The organism is Micromonospora sp. NPDC005197 (assembly GCF_040608295.1).
Classification (GTDB): domain Bacteria; phylum Actinomycetota; class Actinomycetes; order Mycobacteriales; family Micromonosporaceae; genus Micromonospora.
Map to the genome: position 1 here is coordinate 35,545 of NZ_JBEXHY010000037.1, position 16,496 is coordinate 52,040.

Annotated in this window: 17 protein-coding genes; 11 read left to right on the forward strand and 6 right to left on the reverse strand. The window is 71.2% G+C overall.

The window, feature by feature from the left end; all coding sequences use genetic code 11:
* Positions 1 to 51 precede the first annotated feature (51 nt).
* Both holA and ABZU46_RS15185 read left to right on the forward strand, forming a co-directional pair.
* Positions 52 to 1,032, forward strand: a complete 981-nt coding sequence (gene holA / locus ABZU46_RS15180) for a DNA polymerase III subunit delta (RefSeq protein ID WP_354857994.1) — start codon at positions 52 to 54, stop codon at positions 1,030 to 1,032.
* The gene (locus ABZU46_RS15185; protein ID WP_354857958.1) at positions 1,029 to 1,442 is read left to right on the forward strand and encodes a hypothetical protein; all 414 of its coding nucleotides are present in this window, start codon (positions 1,029 to 1,031) and stop codon (positions 1,440 to 1,442) included. Before holA ends, ABZU46_RS15185 begins: the two co-directional genes overlap by 4 nt.
* 128 nt (positions 1,443 to 1,570) lie before the next feature.
* On the opposite strand, the gene rpsT is transcribed toward ABZU46_RS15185, so the two are convergent.
* On the reverse strand, positions 1,571 to 1,837 hold the full coding sequence (gene rpsT / locus ABZU46_RS15190) for a 30S ribosomal protein S20 (RefSeq protein ID WP_007464006.1): 267 nt from the start codon (positions 1,835 to 1,837) through the stop codon (positions 1,571 to 1,573).
* A gap of 206 nt (positions 1,838 to 2,043) precedes the next feature.
* Positions 2,044 to 3,030, reverse strand: coding sequence for a phosphotransferase (locus tag ABZU46_RS15195; protein ID WP_354857961.1), 987 nt, complete (start codon positions 3,028 to 3,030; stop codon positions 2,044 to 2,046).
* Positions 3,031 to 3,091: 61 nt separating this feature from the next.
* Between ABZU46_RS15195 and ABZU46_RS15200 the strand changes: the two genes are divergently transcribed.
* The 8 genes from ABZU46_RS15200 to ABZU46_RS15235 all read left to right on the forward strand — a co-directional run bounded on the left by ABZU46_RS15200 (position 3,092) and on the right by ABZU46_RS15235 (position 11,003).
* Positions 3,092 to 3,628: a DUF4240 domain-containing protein gene (locus ABZU46_RS15200; RefSeq protein WP_354857963.1), complete on the forward strand. Its 537-nt coding sequence runs from the start codon at positions 3,092 to 3,094 to the stop codon at positions 3,626 to 3,628.
* A gap of 117 nt (positions 3,629 to 3,745) precedes the next feature.
* Positions 3,746 to 5,620, forward strand: coding sequence for a translation elongation factor 4 (gene lepA, locus ABZU46_RS15205; protein ID WP_354857966.1), 1,875 nt, complete (start codon positions 3,746 to 3,748; stop codon positions 5,618 to 5,620).
* 365 nt (positions 5,621 to 5,985) lie between these two features.
* A complete protein-coding gene (locus tag ABZU46_RS15210) occupies positions 5,986 to 6,270 on the forward strand; it encodes a GlsB/YeaQ/YmgE family stress response membrane protein (protein WP_354857968.1) in 285 nt (94 codons plus the stop codon).
* A 394-nt stretch (positions 6,271 to 6,664) separates the two neighbouring features.
* Positions 6,665 to 6,949 carry a GlsB/YeaQ/YmgE family stress response membrane protein gene (locus ABZU46_RS15215; protein WP_344360793.1) on the forward strand — a complete coding sequence of 95 codons (285 nt, stop codon included), beginning with the start codon at positions 6,665 to 6,667 and terminating at the stop codon, positions 6,947 to 6,949.
* 224 nt (positions 6,950 to 7,173) lie between these two features.
* Positions 7,174 to 8,460: a sugar ABC transporter substrate-binding protein gene (locus ABZU46_RS15220; protein WP_354857971.1), complete on the forward strand. Its 1,287-nt coding sequence runs from the start codon at positions 7,174 to 7,176 to the stop codon at positions 8,458 to 8,460.
* A complete protein-coding gene (locus ABZU46_RS15225) occupies positions 8,457 to 9,443 on the forward strand; it encodes a sugar ABC transporter permease (RefSeq protein ID WP_354857974.1) in 987 nt (328 codons plus the stop codon). Before ABZU46_RS15220 ends, ABZU46_RS15225 begins: the two co-directional genes overlap by 4 nt.
* Positions 9,440 to 10,270 carry a carbohydrate ABC transporter permease gene (locus tag ABZU46_RS15230; RefSeq protein ID WP_354857977.1) on the forward strand — a complete coding sequence of 277 codons (831 nt, stop codon included), beginning with the start codon at positions 9,440 to 9,442 and terminating at the stop codon, positions 10,268 to 10,270. Before ABZU46_RS15225 ends, ABZU46_RS15230 begins: the two co-directional genes overlap by 4 nt.
* Before the next feature lie 91 nt (positions 10,271 to 10,361).
* Positions 10,362 to 11,003: an MOSC domain-containing protein gene (locus ABZU46_RS15235; protein ID WP_354857980.1), complete on the forward strand. Its 642-nt coding sequence runs from the start codon at positions 10,362 to 10,364 to the stop codon at positions 11,001 to 11,003.
* 168 nt (positions 11,004 to 11,171) lie between these two features.
* On the opposite strand, the gene ABZU46_RS15240 is transcribed toward ABZU46_RS15235, so the two are convergent.
* The 3 genes from ABZU46_RS15240 to ABZU46_RS15250 form a co-directional block, all read right to left on the reverse strand.
* Positions 11,172 to 12,074, reverse strand: coding sequence for a phytanoyl-CoA dioxygenase family protein (locus ABZU46_RS15240; RefSeq protein ID WP_354857982.1), 903 nt, complete (start codon positions 12,072 to 12,074; stop codon positions 11,172 to 11,174).
* 220 nt (positions 12,075 to 12,294) lie between these two features.
* The gene (locus ABZU46_RS15245; protein ID WP_354857984.1) at positions 12,295 to 13,155 is read right to left on the reverse strand and encodes a hypothetical protein; all 861 of its coding nucleotides are present in this window, start codon (positions 13,153 to 13,155) and stop codon (positions 12,295 to 12,297) included.
* A 260-nt stretch (positions 13,156 to 13,415) separates the two neighbouring features.
* Positions 13,416 to 14,225, reverse strand: coding sequence for an enoyl-CoA hydratase-related protein (locus tag ABZU46_RS15250; RefSeq protein WP_354857987.1), 810 nt, complete (start codon positions 14,223 to 14,225; stop codon positions 13,416 to 13,418).
* A 19-nt stretch (positions 14,226 to 14,244) separates the two neighbouring features.
* On the opposite strand from ABZU46_RS15250, the gene hemW reads away from it, so the two are divergent.
* A complete protein-coding gene (gene hemW / locus ABZU46_RS15255; RefSeq protein WP_354857997.1) occupies positions 14,245 to 15,468 on the forward strand; it encodes a radical SAM family heme chaperone HemW in 1,224 nt (407 codons plus the stop codon).
* Positions 15,469 to 15,580: 112 nt separating this feature from the next.
* Here the strand turns inward: hemW and ABZU46_RS15260 are convergent, their stop codons facing one another.
* Positions 15,581 to 16,219, reverse strand: a complete 639-nt coding sequence (locus tag ABZU46_RS15260; RefSeq protein WP_354857990.1) for a DUF4870 domain-containing protein — start codon at positions 16,217 to 16,219, stop codon at positions 15,581 to 15,583.
* Positions 16,220 to 16,496: the final 277 nt, after the last annotated feature.

Below are 16,496 nucleotides of genomic sequence, written 5' to 3' on the forward strand. Positions count from 1 at the left end.
CCGACCGGTCGGCGAATGAGCAGGCCCGTACCCGCCATGGGCCGTGCGAATATGGGCGACGTGACCCCCGCCAGCCTCGCCCCCATTCTGCTCGTCCTCGGCGACGAGGAGCTGCTCGCCACGCGCGCCGTGACCGAAGCTGTCGAGCGGGTCCGCAGCGTCGAGACCGAGGCGGACGTTCGCGAGTACCAGGCAGGTGCGCTCACCGTCGGTGAGATCGCCGAGATGCTCAGCCCATCGCTGTTCGGTGGGCGGCGGCTGCTCATCCTGCGCTCCGGTCAGGACGCCCGCAAGGACCTGGTCGCCGCGCTGCTGGCGTACGCGAAGAATCCCGATCCGGACGTCCAGTTGCTGGTGCTGCACCTGGGCGGGGCCAAGGGCAAGGCGTTCGCCGACGGGCTGCGGTCGGCAGGCGCGACGGTGATCTCGGCGGCCAAGCTCAAGGGGCACCGCGAGCGGGTCGCCTTCGTCCGCGACGAGATCCGCCGGGCCGGCGGCAGGTGCACCGACGACGCCGCCGAGGCGCTGATCGCGGCGGTCGGCAACGACCTGCGCGAGCTGGCGGCCGCCTGCTCCCAGCTCATCGCCGACACCGACGGGCGGATCAGCGCCGAGACGGTGGCCCGCTACTACCGGGGCCGGGTCGAGGTGACCGGCTTCACGGTGGCGGATGCCACAATGGTCGGCGATGTGCCGGCCGCCCTGGAGGCGCTGCGCTGGGCCCTGCACGTCGGTGTCGACCCGGTGCCCATCGCCGACGCCCTGGCCGACGGGGTGCGTACGGTGGCCCGGGTGGCGTCGGCCGGGCGGGGCAACCCGTACCAGCTCGCCAGCAGTCTCGGAATGCCGGCCTGGAAGATCGAGCGGGCGCAGCGGCAGGGGCGCGGCTGGACGCCGGAGGGGCTGGTCCGGGCCATGCAGGTCGCCGCCGAGTGCAACGCGGCCGTCAAGGGCGGCTCGGACGACCGGGCGTACGCCCTGGAGCGCGCGGTCTTCTCGGTGGCGGCCGCCCGGCAGGGCAGCGGCCGGTGACGGGGCCGAACCGTATGGCGTGGGCCACCATGCCCGCCGACGAGGAGCGGTACCGGCCGCTCTACGCCCGGCTCCTCGGCCTGCGGTTCGTCAACCCCGGCGGGGTGCTCTGCTTCCTCTTCTTCGAAGGCGCCATCGCCCTGGCGGTGCTGCTCGCCCTCGCGGAGCTGGTGACCTGGTGGGCGGTGCTGGTGCTGCCCGTGGTGGTGGCGGCGATGGTCAAGCTCAACGACATGGTGGCCGCCGTGGTGGTCCGTTCCGCCGCGCTCGTGCCCGAGCAGGAGCGGGACCGTTTCCGTCGGCAGATGGAGCCGGTCGTCGGCCGGGCCCGGGTCTCGAACAGCGTGACCGGGGTGGTGGTCACGACCGACCCGGTGCGGCCCACCCGCCGCACCGACCCGCTGGACTGACCGCAGCCGCGACACGGGTACGCCGTCCGGCCCGCCGACGCCACGCCGGCACGTCGACCCGTCCGTAAACACACGGAAGCCCCGGACCGGGGGTCCGGGGCTTTCCGAATCAGTCTGACGGTGAGTCGTCAGGCAGAGAGTGCCACCACGCGCTTCGCGATCGCGGACTTGCGGTTCGCGGCCTGGTTGGAGTGGATCACGCCCTTGCTGACGGCCTTGTCCAGCTTGCGAGAGGCGTCCAGCATGAGGGCGGTGGCCTTCTCGACGTCACCGGCCTCGGCAGCCTCGTTGAACTTCCGGACGGCGGTCTTCAGCGACGACTTGACCGACTTGTTGCGCAGCCGGGCCTTCTCGTTCTGCCGGTTGCGCTTGATCTGGGACTTGATGTTCGCCACGCGACAGCCTCGTCTTGATAGCTCGGGTTGGTCAGCTTATGCGCGTGATGACGAACATGCGTCATCGCTGCGCGAAGAGCCAGGTTACCAGGTCGCCCGGGACGAGCCAAAACGGCTCGGTCATCGCGCGGCCCATCCCGGCCCGACGACCACCAGACTACGCCCCCGGCAGACCGGCCCCGCCTCCCCGGCAGGCCGGGGCCGTGTCACCGCCAGCCCTGTCGGCGGGCGAGCCAGTCGAGGGCCTGTTCGCCGCTCCACCGCTGGTGCGCCGACCGGTGCGGTGAGGCCGTCGCCGGTGTCGCGTCCGCCCCGGTGAGGTAGTAGCCGGCCAGCGCGGCCAGGGTGGCGTCCAGCGCGTCCGGGGGAGCGCCCGCCGACGCCGGGTGTCCGGCGAAGAGTCGGTCGGTGTCCAGGCCGCTGGCGTACGCGGTGAGCAGCAGGCTCACGAGGTCGAACCAGGCCGGCCCGGAACAGGCCCAGGTCCAGTCGCAGAACCAGGCCCGACCGTCACCGCCGATGAGCACGTTGTCCACCCGCAGGTCGCCGTGGATCATGCCGGTCGCGCCGTCCGCGTACCGGGGGAGGCGGGACTCCAGCGCCACCAGCTCGGGCAGTCGGCCCCGGGCGGCGGCGGGCAGCGCCGGGAGCGGCTCCCGGCCGGCGGCGACCTCCTCCCACCACAGGATGTCCGAGCGGGCCAGCTCGGCGAGATGTGGCAGGCCGAGCGCGGTCAGCCCGGCCGGCGGGGCGGCCAGGGCGGCGGCGACCTCGGCGTACGCGGCGAGCGTGGCGTCCAGCTCGGTCCGCGTCCAGGGCAGGCGCGGGGTGTGGCCGTCGACCGCGTCGGTGCAGAGCGCGAACCAGCCGGCCTCGTCCAGCGTCCACCGCAGGCGGGGCGCCGGCAGGCCGGCCGGCAGCCGGTCGAGGATCGCGGCCTCCCGCGCGTACCCCTGCACGAGGCGCGGTTGCTCGACGGCGGGTGCCGCCTTGACGAAGGCCCGACCACCGTCGGCGGTGTCGAGCACGGCGGCGAACCCCCGGGTGAAGCCGGCGGCGGCGACCCGGGCGGTGACCACCGGCGCGCCGAGGCGCCCGGCGATGGCGGCCCGCAGCGCCGCCGGCAGGGCCGGCCACGACGGGCGCAGCGCACCCGCGTGGTACGGCACCGGGGGCAGCGGCGGGGAGGACACCCCACCATGCTGCCCCGGGGTACGTGCGCGGCGCGCGGCGACACTGCCAGACTGCCAAGCCATGAGGACCGAGGACTTCTGGCAGCTGATCGACCAGGCCCGCGCCGGGGGCGGGGGAGAGCCCGGGCCGGTCGCCGCGCGGGCCGTCGCCCTGCTCGCCGAGCGCGACCCGGAGGACATCGTCGGGTACGCCCACCACCAGCGCAGGGTGCTGGCGGCCTCGCACAAGGCGGACCTGTGGGGCGCGGCGTACCTGATCAACGGCGGAGCCTCCGCGGACGGCTTCGAGCACTTCCGGGGCTGGCTGATGACCCAGGGGCGGGCGGTCTTCGCCCGCGCGGTCAGCGACCCCGACTCGCTGGCCGAACTGCCCCAGGTGCGGGCCGCCTCGCTCAGCGGAGAGGAGTTCTCCGCCGAGCAGATGCTCACGGTGCCCTGGGACGCGTACCGCAAGGCCACCGCGTCGGAGCTGCCGGAGGACCGCGAGCCGGTGCGTACGCCCGACCTCAACGACTTCTGGGACTTCGACGACGAGGAGGAGGCCCGCCGCCGCCTGCCCCGGCTGGCCGCGCTGTTCGTCGAGCCGCCCATGGAGTGAGAGGTCGCCGGGGCCGATCCGTCGCCCGCGCAGCGGGCGTACCCCGGCGGCGTGGGAACATGGAGGGGGTCGGCGGCGCGCCGGCCTGTTCACGTCAGCCGACCAGAACGGACCGCTGTGCCACCGAAGCTCGATCCCGGCGCGAACGCCCCTGGTGCCACCGACCCCGGTCGCATCCGGAACTTCGGCATTATCGCCCACATCGACCACGGGAAGTCGACCCTGGCCGACCGGATGTTGCAGCTCACCGGCGTGGTCGACCCCCGGCAGATGCGCGCGCAGTACCTGGACCGGATGGACATCGAGCGCGAGCGCGGCATCACCATCAAGAGCCAGGCCGTCCGGATGCCGTGGACCATCCGCGACGGCGAGCGGGCCGGTGAGCACGCGGTGCTCAACATGATCGACACCCCGGGGCACGTCGACTTCACCTACGAGGTGTCCCGGTCGCTGGCCGCCTGCGAGGGCGCCGTGCTGCTGGTCGACGCCGCGCAGGGCATCGAGGCGCAGACCCTGGCCAACCTCTACCTGGCGCTCGAGAACGACCTGCGCATCATCCCGGTGCTCAACAAGATCGACCTGCCGGCTGCCCAGCCGGAGAAGTACGCCGAGGAGTTGGCCCACCTCATCGGCGGGGACCCCGCCGACTGCATCCGGGTCTCCGGCAAGACCGGCGAGGGCGTGCCGTACCTGCTCGACGAGATCGTCCGGCAGTTCATCCCGCCGGTCGGCGACGCCGAGGCGCCCGCCCGGGCGATGATCTTCGACTCGGTGTACGACGTCTACCGCGGCGTCGTCACGTACGTCCGGGTCATCGACGGCCGGATCAGCGCCCGCGACCGGATCAAGATGATGTCCACCGGGGCGGTGCACGAGCTGCTGGAGATCGGCGTCATCTCACCGGAGATGGTGAAGGCCGAGGCGCTCGGCGTCGGCGAGGTCGGCTACCTGATCACCGGTGTGAAGGACGTCCGGCAGTCCCGGGTCGGTGACACGGTCACCATCAACGCCCGGCCGGCGGCCGAGGCGCTGGGTGGCTACAAGGACCCGAAGCCGATGGTCTACTCCGGCCTCTACCCGATCGACGGGTCCGACTACCCGAACCTGCGTGAGGCCCTGGACAAGCTCAAGCTCAACGACGCAGCCCTGGACTACGAGCCGGAGACCTCCGGCGCGCTCGGGTTCGGCTTCCGCTGCGGCTTCCTCGGCCTGCTCCACCTGGAGATCATCCGAGAGCGGCTGGAGCGCGAGTACAACCTCGACCTGATCTCCACCGCGCCCAACGTGGTGTACCGGGCGATCACCGACGACGGCGCCGAGATCGTCGTCACCAACCCCAGCGAGTACCCCACCGGCAAGATCGCCGAGGTGTACGAGCCGGTGGTGCGGGCCACCGTGCTGACGCCCAACGACTACGTGGGCGCGGTGATGGAGCTCTGCCAGGGCCGGCGCGGCAGCCTGCTCGGAATGGACTACCTCTCCGCCGACCGGGTGGAGCTGCGCTACACCCTGCCCCTCGCCGAGATCATCTACGACTTCTTCGACCAGTTGAAGAGCCGGACCAAGGGCTACGCCTCACTCGACTACGAGCCGTCCGGCGAGCAGGCGTCCGACCTGGTGAAGGTGGACATCCTGCTGCACGGCGAGCCGGTGGACGCGTTCAGCGCCATCGTGCACAAGGACAAGGCGTACAACTACGGCGTCACGATCGCCGCCAAGCTGCGCACCCTCATTCCGCGCCAGCAGTTCGAGGTGCCGATCCAGGCGGCCATCGGCAGCCGGGTCATCGCCCGGGAGACCATCCGCGCGATCCGCAAGGACGTCCTCGCCAAGTGCTACGGCGGTGACATCAGCCGTAAGCGCAAGCTGCTGGAGAAGCAGAAGGAAGGCAAGAAGCGGATGAAGATGGTCGGCCGCGTCGAGGTGCCGCAGGAAGCCTTCATCGCCGCCCTGTCCTCCGACTCCGGCGACGCCAAGGCCACCAAGAAGTAACCCCCCGGCCCGCCCCCTGCCTCCGGGCCCCCGGGGTCACCCGTGTTGATCAAGAGGTTTGCGTCAGTGGAGGCCCTGATCCTGACGCAAACCTCTTGATCACCGACGTGGGGCGAGGGTCTGGGCCTGGTCGGGTGCGGCTGAGGGAGAAAATTTTTGGCCGCGTGGGCGGGGTCGTCGCCCTGGGCAACATGTTGCCTGACCTGTGTGGACGCGCTCCCACCCCAATCGACGCAGCCGTCCGGCATCGACGCCGACAACTTCTCTGCGGTTGAGTCGGTTTGGTTTTTCGGTGGGTCGGGAACTTAGTCGTCACGACAGGAAGCACACATTGTGTGTCAGACATTCTTAGAAGGAGGGCGACCGTGGAGCTCACCGTGTGGGGCATCATCACTGCCATCGTTGTTGGTCTCATTGTCGGGGCGCTCGGCCGCCTGGTTGTCCCGGGCCGGCAGAACATGCCGATCTGGCTGCACATGCTCATCGGTATCGGCGCGGCCCTGCTGGGCACCGTGCTGGCGCGGGCCATCGGCATCGCGACCGAGACGAACGGCGTTGACTGGGGCGAGCTGCTGGTCCAGGTCGTGCTGGCCGCGATCGCGGTCGCACTGGTGGCCGGCGTGGGTGGCCGCCGCCGCGTCACCCGATGACACCAGCACACCCGTAACACCGCACCACTTCCGAGGGGCGCCCGGCCGACAGGTCGGGTGCCCCTCGGCGTTTCGCCGCCGCGCGGACCGGTTGGCCTCCGCAGTGATCGACTCCACTGCGCCGATGTGGCGGCATTCGGTTCGCCAGACACCGCCACATCGGTGCAGTGGAGTCGATCATGCTCCTGCACGGCCAGCGCACCCCGGCCAAGCCCAGTCGATCGCCGTGTCCCGGTCCGCGTCGCCCGAGTGGCCCGGTGGAACGTTCCGGTGTTGACCAAATCGTGATCGTCTGAGCCGTGAAGTCGGTTTGGTTTTTCGGTGGGTCGGGAACTTAGTCGTCACGACAGGAAGCACACATTGTGTGTCAGACATTCTTAGAAGGAGGGCGACCGTGGAGCTCACCGTGTGGGGCATCATCACTGCCATCGTTGTTGGTCTCATCGTCGGGGCGCTCGGCCGCCTGGTTGTCCCGGGCCGGCAGAACATGCCGATGTGGCTGCACCTGCTGATCGGTGTGGGCGCGGCTCTGCTGGGTACGGTGCTGGCGCGGGCGATGGGTATCGCGACCGAGACGGCCGGTATCGACTGGACGGAGCTGCTGGTGCAGGTCGTGGTGGCCGCGATCGCGGTCGCGCTGGTGGCCGGCGTGGGTCGCCGCCGCAGCGTCACCCGGTAACAACCTGGCATCACCGCACCACGGAAAAGAGCGCCCGACCACTGGTCGGGCGCTCTTTCGTGGTGAAGTGCCCGGATTCGGCCCGATGCCACGGGCCCGTCGGGTCGGTTCCCTGCGGTACGGTCGCGACGCTTCGGCCTGCCCGCCCACTGTCGTAAAGGATTTCTTCGTACTAAGGTGCGGCGGAGAAGGTAAGTTCCAGGCGGCGCGAGGGGAGAAGTGGCGTGAACAGGTGGAAGCGGCTGGCCCCGGTCACCGCCGTGGTGGCCTCGGCCGCGATGGTGCTGACCGGCTGCGGAGGCTCCGACGACAAGGCGGGCGACGACAGCAAGCTCACGGTCTGGATGATGGGCGAGGGCGGCGACGCGCAGAACAAGTTCCTCGACGGCGTCGAGGCGGAGTTCCGCCAGAAGCACCCCGACACCGATGTGGTCGTGCAGTACATCCCCTGGCTGGAGGCGCCCAAGAAGTTCCAGGCCGCGCTCGCCGGTGGTGAGGGACCGGACATCACCGAGCTGGGCAACACCGAGACCCAGGGCTGGGCCGCGCAGGAGGCGCTCGCCGACGTCAGCGGCCGGATGGGCGGCTGGGCCGACGGCAAGGACCTGCTGCCCGACCTGGTCCGCAACGCGCAGCTCGACGGCAAGCAGTACGGCGTCCCCTGGTACGCGGGCGTGCGGGCGATCTACTACCGCACCGACTGGTTCGCCGAGGCGGGCGTCCAGCCGCCGAAGACCTGGGACGACCTGGTCACGGTGGCCAAGACCGTGCAGGCGAAGAAGCCGGGCACCTACGGCATCGCGCTGCCGGGCAACTCCGAGCTGCCCTTCTACTCCTTCCTCTGGGGCGCTGGCGCGGAGATCGCGACCAACCAGGGCGGCGCCTGGAAGTCCGGCTACACGACGCCGGAGGCGCAGCGGGCCGTCAAGTACTGGACCGACCTCGTGACCGTCCACAAGGTGGCCCCGCCGGCCGCCGCCGGGTGGAACGAGATCGACGCGCGCACCCAGTTCGCCACCGGCAAGGCCGCCATGGCGTTCGCCGGTAGCTGGCAGCAGGCCGCCATCAAGAAGGACAACCCCGAGATCGAGAAGGTCTGGGGTACGTTCCCGATCCCCGGCCCGGACGGCAAGGCCGCGCCCGGCTTCGCGGGCGGTTCGGACGTGGCGATCTGGAAGGACAGCGAGCGCCAGGATCTGGCCTGGGACTACCTGACGGTGCTGCTGAACAAGAAGAACTCGCAGAGCTTCGCGAGCAGCCTCGGCTTCTTCCCGGTCTACCAGGATCTGGTCGCCGGTGACACGTACGCCAACGACAAGGTGATGGCGGCGTTCGCCACCACCATGCAGAACACCAAGCTCACGCCGCTCACCCCGAAGTGGGTGGAGGTCAGCCGGACGAAGACGGTGACCCAGGCGATGAACAGCTCGGTCATGAAGGGTCAGAAGACGGTCGAGAAGGCCACCGCCGACGCGGCCGCCGAGATGGAAGGCATCTTGAACAGCAAGTGAGCTTACTGACCAAGAGCGCCGAGACGTCCGCCGCGCGGGAGACCCCCGCGCGGCGGCGTCGCCCGGTGGACCGCCTGCCGTACCTGCTGCTCCTGCCCGCACTCGTCATCATCGGGGTGCTGCTGCTCTGGCCGCTCGGCCAGGTGGTGGCGATGTCCTTCTACCGGCTCAACAGCGTCCGGCAGTTGCGCGGCGACCGGGAGTGGCCGTGGGTGGGGCTCGGCAACTACACCGACATCCTCTCGGATCCGTTCTTCCTGACGGTGCTGCGCAACACGGTGCTGTTCGCCGCGGCGAACGTGCTGCTCACGATGGTGCTCGGCACCCTGGTCGGGCTGCTGCTCAACCGGCTCGGCCGCAAGATGGCCACCTTCGTCGCCAGTTGCGTGATGCTCGCCTGGGCCACCCCGGCGCTCACCGGCACGATCGTCTGGAAGTGGATCTTCGACGACACCAGCGGCCTGGTCACCTGGCTGTTCAACGCGCTGCCGGACGGGTTCTCCAACGCCGTGTTCGGCCGCAGCGACTGGACCGGCTACGGCTGGTTCAACTCGCCGCTGCTCTTCTTCGCCATCCTCACCCTGGTGGTCGTGTGGCACTCGTTCCCGTTCATCGCGGTGAGCGTGCTCGCCGGCCTGAAGAGCGTGCCGAGTGAGTTGCACGAGGCGGCCCGGGTGGACGGCGCCAGCCCGTGGCGGGTCTTCTGGAAGATCACGTTCCCGCTGCTGCGCCCGGTCTTCGGGATCCTGATCGTGCTCTCCACCATCTGGGACTTCAAGGTCTTCACCCAGCAGTTCGTCCTGGCCGGCGGCACCCAGGACCGGCCGACGTTCATGCTCTCCATCTACTCGTACGCCGAAGCCTTCTCTCCGCCACCGAAGTATGGCCTCGGCGCGGCCATCGCGGTGATCCTCACGTTGATCCTGCTCGTGGTGACCGGCTTCTACGTACGGATGGTGCTCAGGCAGGAGGACGAGTCGTGAAGAAGGTGGCCCTCAACGCCGCCGGGCTGCTGGTCGCGCTCTTCGCGGCGTTCCCGGTCTACTGGATGATCTCGACCTCGTTGAAGCCGAGCAGCGAGATCTTCTCGTCCACCCCGCAGCCGGTGCCGGCCCGCCCGACGCTGGCGCACTACCGGGAGATCCTGACCGGCAACCTGATCCCCGGCGTCAGCTTCCTGGACTTCTTCCTCAACAGCGCGATCGTCGCCGTCTCCACTGTGGTGCTCAGCGGCCTGGTCGCCCTGCTCGCCGCGACGGCGGTGGCCCGGTTCCGCTTCACGCTGCGGACCAGCTTCCTGATCATGCTGCTCGTGGTGCAGATGATCCCGCTGGAGGCGTTGGTCATCCCGCTGTTCCTGATGATCCAGCGGCTCGGGCTCTACAACACCCTGCCCAGCCTGATCCTCACGTACCTCGGCTTCTCGCTGCCGTTCGCGGTCTGGATGCTGCGCGGTTTCGTCGCCGCCGTGCCCAAGGAGCTGGAGGAGGCGGCGGCCATCGACGGCGCGAGCCGGGCCCAGACGTTCCGTCGGGTGCTGTTCCCGCTCGTCGCGCCCGGCCTGGTCGCCACCAGCATCTTCTCCTTCATCACCGCGTGGAACGAGCTGATCTTCGCGTTGACGTTCATCAACGACCAGGGTCGCTACACGCTGCCGGTGGCGATGACGTTCTTCTTCGGCCGCGACGACACCAACTGGGGTCCGGTCATGGCCGCCTCCACCCTGTTCACCCTGCCGGTCATCATCTTCTTCCTGCTGGTGCAGCGGCGGATGGTCTCCGGCCTGGTGGCCGGCGCCGTCAAGGGCTGACAGGTCGGACCCGACGACCGGCGGTCAGTCGGGGGGGTTGACGCAGCGTCAAGGTCAAGCCCGTACCGCGGATTCACCTAGGCTGTCCGTCATGACGGGCAGGGTGGCAGCGGTGAACCTCGGCATCGTGACCGAGGCGGCGTGGGCGGGCGACGCGAGCGGTCGCAGCGGCATCGACAAGCGACCGGTCGACGGGCCCGTGGCGGTGCTCACCGGTGGCCTGGCCGGTGACTTCATCGGCGAGCGGGCCGTGCACGGCGGGCCGGACAAGGCCGTCTACGCGTACGCCGAGGAGGACGCCGCGTGGTGGTCGGCCGAGATCGGCCGGTCGGTCCGCCCGGGCGGCTTCGGGGAGAACCTGACCACCTACGCCGTCGACGTGACCGGCGCGGTCATCGGCGAACAGTGGGCGGTGGGCACAGCGGTGCTCCAGGTGACGATGCCGCGTACTCCCTGCACGACGTTCGCGGGCTTCTGGGGTGTGCCCGACCTGATCCGGCGCTTCACCGTGCGGGCCTCCCCGGGGGCGTACCTGCGGGTGCTGCGCGAGGGCGAGGTGGGTGCCGGCGACCCGGTCGAGGTGGTGGAGCGGCCCGCGCACGGGGTGACCATCGGCGAGGTGTTCCGAGCGACCAGCCTGGAGCCGGAGCTGCTGCCCCGCCTGCTCGACGCGGACGACCTGCCGGAGCCGATCCGGGAGAAGGCCCGCCGCCGCCTGGCCTCGCGCGGCTGACCGCGCCGCCGCGAGGAACGCACGGCTGAGCGCGGTGCCGAGACGACACGCCAGCGTTGGGTAGCCGGCCGTCACGCTACCGACAGCGCGGCACCGGGTGGCCCGGAAGCGGATACGAGAACGGCCCCCCGCCGACGGTGGCGGGGGGCCGTTCGCAGACGCAGGTGATCAGCGCAGCCAGGGGATGTTGCGGTCCAGCAGCCCGCGCTCCTTGAGCTCCTTGCGCAGCGGGATCTCGTCGTCGACGTACCCGTCCCAGTTGATGCCCCAGTAGTTGGCGGTGTGGGTGCCCTCACCGATCAGCTGGCGCTGCACGGGGGTGCGGTTGCGGTACCACTCGCCGTTCAGGTCCGGGTGCAGCTCGTCGAGCGGCCGGATCCAGCGGTAGGTGTAGCCGACGAAGAGCATCTTGCGGGTGATGGTCGACAGGTTCGTCGAGCGGGAGTGCCACTGCCGACGGTCGAAGATGAACGCGTCGCCCGGGTTCGCGGTGATCTCCACCGTGCCCTCCGGGTCCGGGTTGTGCACGCTGAGGTCCTTGGGCCGGTCCAGCGAGTTCCACAGGTGGCTGCCCGGGATGACCTTGGTGGCGCCACGGCCGGTCTGCGACAGGTCGGACAGCACGTACGCGACCTTCAGCGAGAACATCGGCCGGGGCAGGTTCGGGTCCATCGTCTCCGGGTCGGAGTTCTGCCGGTACCCGTCCTGGTGCCAGCCCCAGTACGGCTTCTCCGGCTCGGCGGCCGGCGGGGTGACGTCCAGGTGGTTGTGGTGGGTGTAGATGTTCCAGCCGGCCAGCCCCCACATGTACGGGAAGGCGATCGGGTGGGTGAGCAGCTCGCCGAAGAGCTCGTCACGCTCCAGGAAGCCCAGCAGGTGCAGCGTGCCGTCCTTCTTGGTGTTGCCCTTGGCCTGCTCCTCCGCGTAGACGCGGTCGACAGCCGCCTCCAGCGCCGCCCGGTGGTCCTCCGTCAGGACGTTGCGCAGCAGGAGGAAGCCCTGCTCGTGGAACTCCTTGCGGTCAGTGTCGCTGATCGGTTCGTAGCCGGTCCGGTCGCCGTAATCGAACACCGCGTCGTACCCCTCCCCATGAGGTGAAACCATTTCTGGCACAGGCCGCCGATCGTAACGCGACTGTCCAGACATCGGGGAGGGCGTGCGGCGCGGGCGGACCCGGACCAGACCATGTGCAGCGGTACTGCTGCGGACAGTGAGATTTCTGTGGTGAATTGGGCATCATGTGGTGCAGTGCCCGATTGTGCGGTGACTGCCGGTTAAGAGATCCGGGTCGTCAGCCCTCGGCGAAGACCTCGGCCACCACCTGACCCGCGGGGCCCTGCTCGCCGGCGACCCGGCCCCAGGTGCCGTTGCGGGCGGTCCACTCCAGGTCGCCGAAGCGGACCCGCTTCACCCCGTGGTCCTGGGCGTGCGAGACCAGCCAGTGCGCGTACCGCCAACCGTCGCGCTGGTCGTCCGCCGTCACCGCCAGCCCGGTCTGGCTGGCCGGGCCGGCGCTCGACACGCCCCAGTCCAGCACCAGGTTGCGGGTCAGTTGGGCGGTCGCCGCCGCGCCGTGCATCACCGGGGTACGCCCCACCGTGCAGGCCACCGCGCCGGTGACGTCGCCGAGCAGGGCCTTGCTGAGCACCTCGGAGTCGTCGGCCCACTTCTCGTACGCCTCGGGGAACGCCGAGCGCTGCACCCGCTGGGCGGCATCGGTGACCCGCATCTTCTCCCAGCCGCGCACCTTCTTCAGCGCCGCGTAGAACCTGTTCGCCGCGTAGCGGGAGTCGCGGATCTGCGCCGACGTGCCCCAGCCCTGACTCGGGCGCTGCTGGAACAGGCCGACCGAGTCCCGGTCGCCGTCGGCGAGGTTGCGCAGCCCCGACTCCTGGTAGGCGGTGGCGAGCGCGATCACCACGGCCCGCTCCGGCATTCCGCGCTGGGCGCCGATCGCCGCGATGGTCGCCGCGTTGGCCATCTGCTCGACGTCCAGCGCGACCCGGCCGTCGGCCTGGACCGTGCAGGTGCGTCCCGCCCGCGGCAGTCGCAGTTGATCCCCGACCTGCCGGACGACGAGCCAGATCGCGATCACAGCGACGAGGATGAGCACCACTCCACCCGCCACGGCTGCCCGAGTTCGCACCCACACCCCCTGATCGACAGTTCGACAAGCGTACGTCCCCGGTGGCGTCGTCCGGGTCGTCCGACCGGTTCGGGGTCCGCGCTGCCGCCGCGTACCGATCGGGACGTTCCCGCTCCGGCGCCGAACTCACCTGCCGCGCCGACCGGGCTCTGGGTTGTCTGCCACGTCACCCGACCTGGACGCCGGGAAGCGATTGACCGGTCAAGGACTTGACCGATTGACACGTCCCGGCCCTACCCGGCAACGTTCAGCGGCGCGTCCCGCCCCTACCCGGCATGATCAGCGGAACCACCGTCCAGAGCGGCCACCCATCGAGCCAATCTCTTTTCCCGGAAGGCCAGGACCCCCTCGCGCCCCTCGTCGGAGAGGAAGTAACCGGTCGAGAGGGCGGACAGCCGCGCCAGGTCAGCCCGCAGCTCGGTGGTGCCCGGTCGGCGCAGCAGCTCCTTCGCGCCGGCCAGCGCGCCGGGCGCGCCGCGCACCAGCGAGTCGCAGTAGCGCCGTACCGCGTCGTCCAGCCCGTCCGCCGGCACGGCGGCCGTGACCAGGCCGATCTCGGCCGCCCGTCGGCCGTCGAAGGTGTCGCCGGTCAGGTACAGCTCGGCGGCGGCACGCGGGTGCAGGCGGGGCAGCACGGTTGCCGAGATCACCGCCGGGATCACCCCGATCCGCACCTCGGTGAAGGCGAACGTCGCCTCGTCGGCGCAGACCGCCAGGTCGGCGGCCGCGATCAGGCCCAGCCCGCCGGCCCGAGCCGGCCCGGCGACCCGCGCGAGCACCGGCTTCGGGCAGTCCCAGAGCGCCGCCAGCACGTCCCCCAGCATCCCGGCCGGCACCGTGCCGCTGGCGTACGCCGCGGCGGTCTCCTTCAGGTCCGCGCCCGCGCAGAAGACCGGGCCCGTGTGGTCCAGCACGATCACCCGGACCGCGTCGTCGGCCGCCGCGTCGGCCAGTCCGGCCAGCAACTGGGTCATCAGGGCGGTGGAGAGCGCATTGCGGTTGTGTGGGCTGTCCAGGGTGAGGGTGGTCACCCCACGGGCCGTGGCGACCCGCACGAGGACGTCGGGAGAGGTCATGCGGGGCACACTAGTGGCCATGCCCGGCGTCCTTCCAGATGGTGAGACCGTCCCCGTCGACGGATCGCTGCCCGCCACCGCCACCTCGGCGGTCGGCGCGCGCGGCTTCGGCGTGTACGTCCACGTGCCGTTCTGCGCCAGTCGCTGCGGCTACTGCGACTTCAACACCTACACGGCCGCCGAGCTGGGCGGGGGCGCCAGCCGCGAGGCGTACGCCGACACCGTGCTGGCCGAGCTGTCGCTCGCCGCCCGGGTGCTCGGCGACAGTCCGCCGCCCCGGGTCGACACGGTCTTCGTCGGCGGCGGCACCCCGACCCTGCTCCCCGCCGACGACCTGGCCCGCATCCTCGACGGCATCGACCGCACCTGGGGGCTCGCCGCCGACGTCGAGGTGACCACCGAGGCCAACCCGGAGTCGGTCACCCCGGAGTCGTTGCGGCGGCTGCGGGCGGCCGGCTACACCCGGATCTCGCTGGGCATGCAGTCCGCTTCCCCGGGGGTGCTGGCGATCCTGGACCGCAAACACAGCGCCGGTCGGGCCACCGCCGCCGCCCTGGAGGCACGCGACGCCGGGTTCGAGCACGTCAACCTGGACCTGATCTACGGCACGCCGGGGGAGCGGGCCGAGGACTTCGCCGCCACGCTGGAGCAGGTCGTCGCCGCCGGGGTCGATCACGTCAGCGCGTACGCCCTCATCGTCGAGGACGGCACCCGGCTCGCCGCCCGGATGCGGCGCGGCGAGCTGGCGTACCCCAGTGACGACGTCGCCGCGGACCGCTACCTGGCCGCGGAGGCCGCCCTCGACGCGGCCGGCCTGTCCTGGTACGAGGTGTCCAACTGGGCGCGCACCGACGCGGCCCGGTGCCGGCACAACCTGCTCTACTGGACCGGCGCGGACTGGTGGGGGCTCGGCCCGGGGGCGCACAGCCACGTCGGCGGGGTGCGCTGGTGGAACGTGAAGCACCCCACGACGTACGCCCAGCGGCTGGCCTCCGGCGCGTCACCCGGCCTGGCCCGCGAGGTGCTCACCGTCGACGAGGCCCACATGGAGGACGTGATGCTCCGGCTGCGGCTCGCCGGCGGGCTGCCGCTGGCGGTGCTCGACGCGGCCGGCCGGGCCGGCGCCGAGCGGGCCCTCGCCGACGGCCTGCTGGCCGCCGGGGACTACGCCGCCGGCCGAGCGGTGCTCACCCTGCGCGGCCGGCTGCTCGCCGACGCGGTCGTCCGCGACCTGCTGCCCTGACCCGGACGCGCCGCCCCGGCCGGCCGTGCGACCGACCGTCGACGGTCAGCCCTCGCCCCGGCCGGCCGTGCGGGCGGTGCGCCGGACCGGCCGGGGGAGCGGCCGGCCCGGATCACTTGACGAGGTTGGCCGAGAGTGGGTAGCGGTAGAGGCTGCCCTCGTTGGCCTTGATGCCGGCGAGGATGCCGAACACGGCACCGAGGATGATGGCCGCCCCGACGCCGATGAAGCCGATCAGGATGCACGAGAGCACCCAGCCGACCAGGCCGACGATCGACCAGATGAGCTGGAAGTTGAGCGCGGCGACGGCGTGCGCCCGGACCGTCGGGGACTGGCTGCCCCGGGCCAGCATCGCCACCAGCGGGGCGACCCAGCCGAGCACGCCCCCACTGATGATCATGCCGGCCGCGCCGCCGAAGTGCGCGACCAGCGCCCAGGTCTTGTCCTCGTTGTTGGCGTAGCCGCCGCCGGGGCCGCCGAAGGCGCCGCCGGTCGGATACCCGCCAGTCGGGCCGCCCGGGGGGTAACCGCCCGGCGGGGGGTAACCACCTGGCGGAGGGTAGCCGCCCGACGGCGGTTGGTCACCGGTGGGCGGCGGATAGCCACCGGCCGGGGGATAGCCGGCCGGGTCGGGTGCCCCGGACAGTGGTGCGGTGGGCGGCTCGGCCGCGGAAGGCGAGCCCGGGAGAGTCGGCTCCGGCGGGTAACTGCCGGGGTCTCCCGCGCCGGGAGGGCGAGGTGGTTCAGTCATGACTGTCACGGTAGGTGTCGGCGGCAACGTCGCACCAGAGCGATACCGCCCGGCCGCGCGGGCCGATCGGCCCGCGCAAGGTGGCGCGGGCCGCACCCACGGCCTGTCGTTGATCATCGCGTCGGCGGGGGTGCCGACGTAGACTGGCACTCGTTACAGTCGAGTGCCAGGACGGGGGGGGGGCCCCCGGGGGGGGGCCGCCCCCGGGGGGCGGGCGGGGGGGGGGCTGGGGGGGGTCGCCCCCCACCTCCCCCGGCTCCCCCCCAACCACGAGGTC